General features: G+C 59.0%; 1 protein-coding gene. It reads left to right on the top strand.

Annotated elements, in window-relative coordinates:
• The coding region (locus tag LK536_RS59285) for a MutS-related protein (protein ID WP_506092398.1) at positions 1 to 229 on the top strand (229 nt) is incomplete at both ends.

Genomic DNA, 229 nt, shown 5'->3' with positions numbered 1-229 from the left:
TACTCCGCAGGGCCACCAGGGACAGCCTGGTACTCCTGGCTGAACTTGGCTCCGGCACGGACCAGGCTGAGGGACTGGGGATTGCAATCGCCATACTGGAAGAACTGCGCCTTCGCGGCTGCCTGTACCTGGTGACCAACCATTACCCGGAGGTCAAGTCCTATGCAAGGAAACATGGGGAAATCGTCAGCGCAAGGATGGCGTTTGACAGGGAAAACCTAAGGCCCCT

It is taken from the genome of Clostridium pacaense, from assembly GCF_020709765.2.
Taxonomy (GTDB): Bacteria; Bacillota; Clostridia; order Lachnospirales; family Lachnospiraceae; genus Enterocloster; species Enterocloster hominis.
Note: the sequence above shows the minus strand (reverse complement) of the source record. Positions and strands in the feature narration are given on the sequence as shown.